This is a genomic window from Petralouisia muris (assembly GCF_004793545.1).
Classification (GTDB): domain Bacteria; phylum Bacillota; class Clostridia; order Lachnospirales; family Lachnospiraceae; genus Petralouisia; species Petralouisia muris.
Genome location: NZ_SRYA01000055.1, coordinates 21,074 through 31,630 on the forward strand (window position 1 = coordinate 21,074; position 10,557 = coordinate 31,630).

Below are 10,557 nucleotides of genomic sequence, written 5' to 3' on the forward strand. Positions count from 1 at the left end.
CTGAAGCAGGCAGTTCATTTCAAGGGTAAAGGAGCGAAGAGATGAAACAGGCAGTTCGTTTCAAGGGACATGAAAGCTTTGTCCTGAGAGAGGGATGGCTGAATAAAGGGTTGAGAGAGGTAAAGATAAATCCCAGGGTTTTCTTTGAAAATTATGGTGCGGACGCCCTGGGGGTAGGCCCAAATATGGCAAAGGCCATCCGTTATTGGCTGAAATGCGGCGGGCTTACCGATGAAAGCGCCCGGACAGGAGTAAAGCTTACCTGGCTTGGAGAGCTTATTTTACAAAAAGATCCGTATTTTGAAGAAATTTTTTCTTTGTGGGTGGTTCACTGCAACATTGCCAGGAACCGGAGTCAGGCGACTGCATGGCAAATCTTTTTTAATGAGTTTGATTATGAAGAATTTACCAGAGAAGAACTGGAGACAGCTATGCAGAAGCTGGCGGCAAAAGCGTCTGGGGAACAGAAGATATCTCCCCGTTCTGTGAAAGACGACTGCGACGCCCTGCTGCACATGTATCTTGGGAAAAAGCGGGACGGCCGCGATCCGGAGGAGAAAAACAACAGTCCCTTTGGAGGTCTGGGACTGCTGAAGAAAATCAGGGATGGGTATGTAAAGGAACAGCCTCCTCTGGATCGGCTTCCGGCAGAGATCACGCTTTATCTTATGGCTGAACTGCCGGGAATCCGGCAGGGAATCCATATAGAAGAATTACTGGCCATACCGGCTGGCCCAGGGAAAATACTGAATTTGAAGCGCACCGGACTGATGGAGCAGTTAGAGCAGTTAGCTTATGAGAGTAAGGTGATTCTTAATCAGACGGCGGGACTGGATATGGCGTATTTGCCGGAACAGACAGATCCGAAGCAGGTATTGGGCAGCTATTATGAGAAAGGCCGTTCCCAGGCAGAAGGAACGGGAAAGACTAAAGCAGAGGACCGACATGAAACAATTAAAAGAATTAATCCGAATTGACAGCCATTTCCGTAAATCAATAAATCTGAACCTGGATTTGGGCAGTGAAGAGCGGCTGAACAGTTACATTCCTACCCGATCCTCTCTGGTTATTTTAAAAAGGTATTTAAAAAATATTTACGAAAAAAGCGGAGAACACGCCACGCTTTTCATGGGGCCTTATGGAAAGGGCAAATCTCATCTGCTGCTGGTGCTGATTTCTATTTTGCAGGGAAAAGCTCAGGGAATATTGCCGAAAATAGAGAAAACAGACCGGGAGACAGCGGAAATGATCCGGAAGATCAGACATGAGAGACGCTTTTTCCTGCCGGTGATTGTCTCAGGAAGCGGAACAGATTTGAACCGCTTATTTCTGTATGCCCTGAAGGAAGCGCTGGAACGGGAAGGAATGGCGGATATTGTACCGGAGAGCAATTATTCGGAAGCGCTGAATACTCTGAAACAGTGGAAGCGGGAATATCCCAAGGCATACCTCCGATGGCAGGAATATTTGAAGGAGGAGCAGGAGACAGCGGAGCATATGGAAGCAAGGCTGGAGCGCATGGATGAGAAGGCGATGGAGATTTTCGTGAAATATTATCCGAAGCTGACAGCCGGCAGTAAATTTTTTCCTATGGTACAGTCCGACGCCCTGAAAATATATCAGGAGGTAAGCCGGGGGCTCCAGGAACGTTACGGCTGTGAAGGGATCCTGCTGATTTTTGATGAATTCAGCAAATATATTGAGGGTCATGGAAAAGAGAATTTTGCAAGAGATATGAAAACGCTGCAGGATATGTGCGAACTGGCAGAACGGGGCCAGAATCGGCAGCTTCATCTTATTTTAGTGGCCCATAAAAGCATCCATGCCTATGAAAAGGGAATTGATAAATCGGTAAAAGACGCCTTTATGGGAGTGGAAGGGCGGCTGAAGGAAGTCAGGTTTCATGTAAGCGTCCGTAATCATTATGAATTAATTGGGAATACCCTGGCAAAGCAGGAGCCGGAGTTTTCCGAATGGTTTTTCAGATATAAGCGGGAGACAGGATATGGGAAAATTGCAGAACTATCCTACGGCCTGCCCTGTTTTCGTAAATTATTTTCAGAATATGCAGAATTTGCCCGGGTAATGGAGCGGGGCTGTTTTCCGCTGACTCCGGTTTGTGCCTGTGTGCTTTTGCATATCAGTGAGAAAGCGGCCCAGAATGAGCGGACAATTTTTACCTTTCTCACCGGAAATGAGCCGGGGAGCCTGCCGGGAATTCTGGAAGAAGGAAAGGACGGCTGGGTTGGGACTGAGGCGGTCTATGATTATTTCAGAAGCCTTTTTCGGGATAATCAGGATCAGCCCAAGATTCATAACGAATGGCTGAAGGCGGAATATGCACTGAAGCATACGGCAGACCTTTCAGAACAGAAAGTGATTAAAACAATGGCGCTGATTCGGATGCTCCAGAATGAGGAGGAGCTTCCGGCAGTGGATCTTACCATACGCCTTGGAATCGGAATGGAAGAAAGCTGTTATCAGGCTGCAATGGAAGGGCTGAAGCAGCGGCAGGTTGTAATGTTCCGCAGCAGTCTTGGAACGTATGCGTTTAAAAATAATATAGGAATCAACGTTGAGAAAGAAATCCGGGAAGAAATTGCCAGACAGCCCCTGGAATTTCCGGTTTGTAGATATTTGAAACAAGTATCGGAGCTTGATTATGTCCTGCCCAGACAGCACAATCAAAAGCGGAGCATGACCCGGTATTTCCAATATGAATTTTTAAGAGAAGAAGAGTTTTTAAGCCTGGATACTGCGGAATTTCTTTTTGAGGAGCAGTTTTCAGACGGAAAGCTTTTGGCATTAATCTGTGAAGAAATGCCGGATTATGACGCCATAGGGAAGAAGACAGAAGAGCTGCGGGAAGACAGAATTGCGGTACTGGCTCCCATTTGCGCCTTTGACAAAATGGATTGCGTCAGGCGGCTGGCAGCCATTTCCTGCTTAAAGGAACAGCCCAAATTTACGGAAGAGAATCAGGTATTGTTGCGGGAACTGGAATTGTATGAGGAAGATATGATATTTGAAGTGAATGCGTCCCTGGAACGGGATTTTATTCCGGGAGAAGGCGGAAGCATTGTATTTTATCAAAGCAAGGCGGCCCGACGTTTTCACAGTGATTTGGAATTTAATCGTTTTTTAAGCGAAATTTGTGAGAATTATTACCGGTTCTCTCCCAGAGTGAATCATGAGCTATTAAATATCCGTCAGGTATCGGGCCAGTATCTCAGGGCAAGAAACAAAGTGGTATCCGCACTCTTACAGGAACAGGCGGAACAATTTCACAAAGGAACGGCGCCGGAGTGCATGATATACCGGGCGGCTTTTGTGCGGACGGGAGTGATGGATGCGCAGTTTGAACTGGATTCGGGCTGCGGGAGGATTCTGGAAGAAATTGACGGATTTTTCCTGAGATGCATTGGAACCTCCTGTTCCTTTGGAATGCTCTACCAAAAACTTCAGGGAAAGGATTACGGGGTGCGGAAAGGCATTATGCCGCTGTTTTTGGCGCAGCGGCTGGCTATGGCAGAAGGGATACCTGTCATTTATCTGCAGAAAAAAGAATTGGAGATCAATGAAACCGTGCTGAATCTTGTCAATGATTTTCCGCAAAATTATGAACTGTATCTTGAGCCGGAAAGCGGGAGGAAAGATCAGTATCTGAAAACATTAGTGGAAATCTTTCAGATCCAGGAAGGAATCTGTACCACACGTCAGAAGCGGCTGGCACAGATTGCAGAAGGGATGCAGAAATGGTATCGCTCCCTGCCCCAGTATGTTATGGTTACCAGTGATTTTCCCCAAAGAGAGAGGAATGAGATCCGAAGATTTCGAAAACTGTTAAAACGCAGTGAGATAAATCCCCGGGAAACGCTGTTTGAACATCTTCCGGAGCTGGTGAAGAAAAATGCTCTCGTTTCCAGTGAGAGTTCCCGGCGTAAGTTATCCGAAGATGGGGATTTGGAATATGACCTGCCAGAAACCGCTGAAGAAATAGCGCATATAAAGAGGTGTATGGAACAGGCTTTTTCCAAGCTTCAGCGGCAGATGGCGGCAGACGTCAAAAAGATTTACGGAGGAAAGGAGCAGGAGAGCCTGGCAGGGGCCCTGGGCTCCTGGTTCTGGAAGCATGGCAGCGCGGGAAGAGAGAAAATTTTGAGTAAAAATACTCATGATATGCTGGAGTATCTGAAAGAGCTGGATACCAATGATGAACTGGAAATTATTTCCAGGCTGTCAAAGATTGTGCTGGATATCTGCATGGAAGACTGGAACGATGAAACGCCGGAAATGTTTCGGAAGCGTCTGTCTGACATCAAAGAGGAAACGGAGCATGCAGCCGATCAGGAGGAAGGAACCAAGACGATTATTCTGTTGGATGAGAAAGGAAATGATATCCGGCGGAGTTATGAAGAGGTAAAAGACAGCACCAGCAGTTTTTTGAAAAATATGATTGATGAGGCAATGGAAGATTTTGAAGATACCTTAGAGACCAGTCAGAAGGTGGCAGTTCTTGTGGAGGTGCTTCAGGAATTGCTGAGATAAGGGGAACGGCGAATGAAGGAATCGATTTATCTTGACAATGCATCCACTACATATCCCAAGCCGGAAGCGGTATATCAGGCGATGGAAAAGGCAGGAAGGAATCTTGCGGTAAATGCCGGAAGGGGGTTCTACGGGCTTGCCAGAGAGGCGTTCCAATTAATTGAAGATACCAGGGAGCAGATATGCAGAATGGTTCATGGGGAATCGGTAGCAGAGGCAGTATTCACACCCTCTGCTACAATTGCATGTAATCAGGTGCTGGGCGGTTTGGATTGGAAGCGAGAGGCGGTTGTGTATGTAACGCCTTTTGAGCACAATGCAATCATGCGGGTACTTGCCTCCCTTCAGAAGCAATATGGATTTGAGGTGGAAGAACTGGCGTTGAATCGGGAAACCATGACGTTGGACACAGAGAGAATCCGGTATCAGTTTCTACGAAAACATCCAACGGTTCTGGTAATGAATCATGTCAGCAATGTGACGGGAACTGTGATTCCCTGGCAGGAGATTGGAAAGCTGGCCGAGTCCTATCATCCGGCAGTTGTGATAGACGGCTCCCAGGCATTGGGGCTTGTGCCGGTCAGACTGCAGAATACGGCGGCAGATTTTTATATTTTTGCCGGGCACAAAACCTTGTACGGGCCTCTGGGGATTGGCGGCTATGTGAATAATCATGGAAGAAGGCTGAAACCGATTTTGTTCGGAGGAACTGGCAGCGATTCCCTGAATCTGGAAATGGATACGGCAAATGTAAAGGGATATGAGCCGGGAAGCATGAACATTGCAGCGATTGCAGGACTGTATGCAGCGCTTATGGAGTGTGGTAAAGCTTCAGAGGGGGAATGGCTGGAAAAGGAACAAAACCAGCGGGAATATCTTGTAAAAATGCTTGCCCGGATTCCAGAGGTAATATTGTATCCGCCCCTGTCTGGGGCTGTGGCAGGAATTCTGTCTTTTAATCTTAGAGGATTTTCGGCGGGAGATGTGGGCGCTTTGCTGGATCAGGAATATCACATAGCAGTGCGGACAGGGTACCATTGTGCGCCATTAATCCACAAATATCTGAACGATGAGGGAACCGGGGGAACAGTCCGGGTAAGTATTGGGCGGTTTACCAAAGAGTCTGAATTGGAGCGGCTGGCAGAAGCCGTGGAAGAAATAGCGGAAGGGTAAAGCCGTCTAAAAAATGTGTATGCAGGGTACGAAAGAGCAGAATGCAGCAGGGTGTGAAAGAGCAGAAAATGGCAGGATACAAAGGAGCGGAAAGCGGCAGGGTACAAAGGAGGAGGTTTGGGTAAATGAAAGCAGAAGCGAAATCTGTAAAAGAAATTTTTGGCGGAGGGCCTCAAAAGCTGGTGGTGCCTTTTTTCCAGAGAAGGTATGTCTGGAAAGAAGAGAATTGGGCGGAGCTTCTTTCATCCATTGAAGGAAACCGGGAGGTTCAGGTTTTTCTCGGCTCCATTATCATTAAATGGGGAGAAAACCGGGAGCCGTCAGAGGCTACCATTGTGGATGGACAGCAGAGGCTCACTACGCTGTCGCTTCTGACGAAGGCGATTTATGATGAATTTGATGATGAAATGAGAGAAAACGTCAAGGATACCATTCAGAATGTGTTGTTTTATAAGAGAAATACCACAGATGCACTGAAAAACAGTGAAATCAAAATTGCACATTCCAGAGTAGATCGGGACGCTTACGGGGAAATTATCAGAAAAGGAGTGTTTGAAGGGGAGAAGCCGGAAGCATGGGAGGTATCCTGTATCGGACAGACCGGAAAGTGCTACCACTATTACAGAGAGGTCCTGCACAAAATGCAGCAGCAGGAGCTTAAGGATATCTTTGATATTATGTACAGTGACAATAATAAGATGCTGGTGCGGATTGAACTGATGGAAAATGACATGAATGAACAGTCTATTTTTGATACGATTAACCGGGCCGGAGCGCGGCTGAGCACGGCAGATATTATCAAAAATAATCTGTTCCAGAGATTTATGGAGAGCTGTGAAAATGATCCGGACAAGATACAGGAAGTGAGCCGGATGTATGATGAAAAATGGGACAGGTTTTTCTATTCGGAAAAAGAAGAAAATGAGTGGGATGAGGAACGCCGTTTTGGAAACGTAGGCAGGAATAATCTGGAATTTTTGCTGTATTGTGTGGCCAGCATTAAATGGGCGAAGGCAGATACCAGGGATTTTTCAGGGAATCTGGAAACTGTTTACACCCGGGAGACCAGAGACTATGGGTTTATGGATTATAAAGAGCTGGTGGATGAAATCTACGAGTATGCCAGAATTTTCAGCAGATATATCACAGGCATGCATCGGAACATGGCAGATAAGGAAGAAGCGGCAAATACATATTTCTCCTGGCAAAAGGATGTAAAACGGCTGCTTTTGGTATTGGAAGAATTTGGAATACAGATGTTCTATCCCTTTGTGCTTAAAATTATGAAAGAAGCAAAGGGAGATTTCAAGGACAGGCGTTTGATTGCCCAAAGCCGGGCGCTGGAAAGCTTTATTATCCGCAGAAGGATTATGGGTACCAGCGTTTCAGATTATACATCAAAGTGCAACCTGATTCTGAATCGAGGAGTGGAACAGTTATTTTCTACAGTGGGAGAAAAAGAGATTAACATCAGCGATGCAGAAATTAAAAGCCAACTGACAAAGATGAAGAGCGACACGGCCAAGATGATTTTATTTTTAATTGAGATTTCCAGGAGAACGAAAAATTCCGATGAGGACGCTTTAACCTACACTTATACGCTGGAACATATTATGCCGAAGAAATGGCAGGAAAATTGGAGTGTTCCGGAAAATTATGCAGAAAAGCGGCAGAAGCATATTGATGATCTGGGGAACCTGACACTGCTTCGGAATTCCCTGAACTGTGCCGTGAAAAATTCCGATTTTAAAACCAAGATAGAAGGAATTCCGGGAACTAAACGGCAGAAGCCGAAAGAGGGGTATAAAGGAAATGTTTCATTAAATATTACAGAAGAAATTGTGCGGCAGTATGACAATGGCATGAAGGACTGGAATGAGGACAGGATCGAAGAGAGAAGGAACCGGTTTGCCGTTGAAATTATTGCACTGTGGCCGCTGTATTCGGGAGGGATAGGTGATGTTGGTGAAAGAAATTGATAAAAAAATGCTTCAGAATTTAACCTTTGAAGTACTTTACTTGGAACGGAAGAATCTGCGGAGCAGGGCAAAAACCGACCAGAAAATGGCTGAGGAAATACAAAAGATCATTGTGGAATATGCAAGGAGAAGCTATGCGGTTTGAACGTATTACAATCAATAATTTTATGCGGTATAAGGGGGAAAACACTCTGGAATTCAGTTGTGAAAAGGAGAAAAATGTAACAGTAGTGCTGGGGGATAATACAGTGGGGAAAACTACCATAGCTCAGGCATTTCGCTGGTGTCTGTATGGTGCAGTTCTGACAGAACGTGGCAAACGCCAGGAGGATTATCAGCTTTTGAATACCGATGCGCTTTCCTTGATGGACGCCAATAGCAGGGCAAAGGTATGGGTGGAGCTGGTAGCCGCAGACGAAGAAAAACGTTATACCATCCGAAGGGAAACTGTTTATACCCGGGCATTTCCGGCCATGACGGCAGAGGAGTTCCAGAAGAAACTGGCCATGTATATCGCTGATGTTCACAGCAGCCAATCCTTGATTGAGGTAGAGCCTCGGAAAGTGGATGAATTGATTAATGAATTATTTCCAAGAAATTTGTCACATTATTTTCTATTTGATGGGGAACGGTGGAGTGATATTTCTGTAAATGGGGTGAAAGAAAATATCAGAGATTCTGTACATATTTTAACAGGTTTATCAGCATATCAGGCGGCTATGAGGCATTTGAAAGATATGGGCGCATATTCTGTTATCAGCAAGCTGAAAAAGAAAATTGTAGGTTCCGGAAATCTGTACGACAATTTGGAAGCAGACTGCAGGCAGTGCAGCCGTAAAATAGAACATTGTAAAAAAGAAATTGAGAATATTGAGATCAATCTCAGCAATTACAACAGAAAATGTGAAGAAATTCAGGAATATCTGAACGAAAACAGAAATACAGAATCCCTTCAAAGCCAGTACGATAAATTAGGTACGGTAAAAAAATCACAGGCGGATTTGTATCTCAATCAATATAAAAATCTCGTGAATGAATTCAGTAATAGGGCATATATGCTTTTTGCGGAACCGATGATAGGTGAAACGGTGAAATTAGTCAAAACCGTGGCGGGGGAGCGGCGGGATGTGCCCCATATGCGGCAAGCTACCATAGATCATATCATACAGGGAGGAAGGTGTATCTGCGGAACGCCCTTAATTCCGAATTCAAAAGAATGGAATTGCCTGATAGAACAAAGGAATTATCTGCCTCCGGCGGATATAGGTTCTCTGTTGGGAGAATTTGAGCGCACTGCTTCCTGGTGGCGGAACCATACAGTGAATTTACAGGAAGAATTACGGGAAAAAGCTGCTTTAGTAGATGACAGTGTCAAAAATTATGAGGAAACCTGTAATGAATATATTATGTTGGAACAACGAATGGATGAACATATTGATTTTGCAGAACATCGCAGAAGGCTGAAAAGCTATCAGAAGAATATCCAGGATTTAAGCCGCCAAAAAGGGGAGCTGCAAGGGCAGATTCAGTCTCTGGATCGCCAGAAAATACGTTTGGAGGAAGAAATGCAGGGGTTGGAAGCCAGAAATGATGAAAACCGCAAGTGGAGAGCGCGGGTGGAACTGGCAGAATCTTTGTACCGGAAACTGCATCAGGATTTTTGGGCAGAGGAGAAAAAAGTATTTCTGGAATTAAATAAACAGATTCAGTATAATTTCGGACGTATGTTTAATGCAAAGGATAAAAAAATAGAACTGTCAAAACAATATGAAATTCAGATGTATTATAAAAGCGCTCATGGTTTTCGGGAGGAGAGGAATTTGTCTGAAGGAGAGAAAATAGCAAGAAACTTTGCGTTTATTGTAACTATCATGGATTACAGTAAGAAGCGCAAGAAAGATAAATCCTCTGAAATTTCCCAGGGAAATGACACATTGCCTATTGTGCTGGACGGACCTTTTTCAAAGCTGGGCGATGAAAATATTCGTTTGATTTCCAAGGTTCTTCCAGAAGTGTCAGAACAGGTAATTTTGTTTATGCTGAAAAAGGACTGGAAATATACAAATTTGGATGCGTTTGTAGGGAGTGCTTATTCCATTGAAAAAGATGCTGAGAAATCTTATGCATTAATTCGGAAAGTGGAGGAATCGAAATATGGCAGTGTATGAATTTTTTAAAAAAGAATTTGAATTTCGGGGAAAACACGCCCGGATGGCAGGGGAATTGTGCATTCTTAATGATTATGATCATACTTATTTTCGGAGAGTAATTGATGTGTATGTTTTAGCGGCCATTATTGGATTCCGCTTGGATCGGAGAGCAGAAGTGGATCTCTCGCCCAATGAGTCAAAGAGTATTTTTCCGGAACAGATGATAGGAGCCAAAGAGGATTTGGATTTTATAATGCAGATGATTATGATATTGGAGAACCGGGACAAGATTTCGGCAGAGGAAAGTGTGAAGAAAGCGTTTAAAGGGGTGGAGACAAAAGAAGAATTTGAATATTACAAAAATTTATTTAATTCCTATGTTCGGGGCGGAGTGGAAGAACTGTATGAGCGGCTTGTGCTGAGAAAAGGGGAAGTGGAAGAAGAATTCTATGATGAAAAGACCGCTAATCTGATGGCGCTGCTGGAACGGTTTGGGATGTCTAAGGGAACTGGGGCGGTGTGATGACAAGTGAAATGAATGGACCTTTCTGGTAGTTCGTGTCAGGGAAGATTTGTCTATGCCTGTAGAATGTTGAAATTATTGATAAAATATTTTTGCCAAATATTTACAAAATGGGACAAAAGAGTTATAATCCTGTCTTTGACAGTTGCAGAAAAGATTAATGCCAGAATTCCTTGTAAATTAG

The 10,557-nt window shown here is 44.6% G+C and carries 7 protein-coding genes; all 7 read left to right on the forward strand.

Annotated features, from left to right (window positions below):
* The first annotated feature begins 41 nt into the window (after positions 1-41).
* The 7 genes from E5329_RS20805 (at position 42) to E5329_RS20830 (ending at position 10,373) form a co-directional block, all read left to right on the forward strand.
* Positions 42-977 carry a DUF4007 family protein gene (locus E5329_RS20805; protein ID WP_135991272.1) on the forward strand — a complete coding sequence of 312 codons (936 nt, stop codon included), beginning with the start codon at positions 42-44 and terminating at the stop codon, positions 975-977.
* A complete protein-coding gene (locus tag E5329_RS20810) occupies positions 946-4,548 on the forward strand; it encodes a hypothetical protein (protein ID WP_135991273.1) in 3,603 nt (1,200 codons plus the stop codon). Before E5329_RS20805 ends, E5329_RS20810 begins: the two co-directional genes overlap by 32 nt.
* 12 nt (positions 4,549-4,560) lie before the next feature.
* Positions 4,561-5,721: an aminotransferase class V-fold PLP-dependent enzyme gene (locus E5329_RS20815; protein WP_135991274.1), complete on the forward strand. Its 1,161-nt coding sequence runs from the start codon at positions 4,561-4,563 to the stop codon at positions 5,719-5,721.
* A gap of 125 nt (positions 5,722-5,846) precedes the next feature.
* The gene (locus tag E5329_RS20820) at positions 5,847-7,700 is read left to right on the forward strand and encodes a DUF262 domain-containing protein (protein WP_135991275.1); all 1,854 of its coding nucleotides are present in this window, start codon (positions 5,847-5,849) and stop codon (positions 7,698-7,700) included.
* The gene (locus tag E5329_RS29980; RefSeq protein ID WP_168356709.1) at positions 7,681-7,845 is read left to right on the forward strand and encodes a hypothetical protein; all 165 of its coding nucleotides are present in this window, start codon (positions 7,681-7,683) and stop codon (positions 7,843-7,845) included. The genes E5329_RS20820 and E5329_RS29980 overlap by 20 nt, the downstream gene beginning before the upstream one ends.
* On the forward strand, positions 7,835-9,868 hold the full coding sequence (locus E5329_RS20825) for an AAA family ATPase (RefSeq protein ID WP_135991276.1): 2,034 nt from the start codon (positions 7,835-7,837) through the stop codon (positions 9,866-9,868). The genes E5329_RS29980 and E5329_RS20825 overlap by 11 nt, the downstream gene beginning before the upstream one ends.
* Positions 9,855-10,373: a hypothetical protein gene (locus E5329_RS20830; RefSeq protein WP_135991277.1), complete on the forward strand. Its 519-nt coding sequence runs from the start codon at positions 9,855-9,857 to the stop codon at positions 10,371-10,373. Before E5329_RS20825 ends, E5329_RS20830 begins: the two co-directional genes overlap by 14 nt.
* Positions 10,374-10,557: the final 184 nt, after the last annotated feature.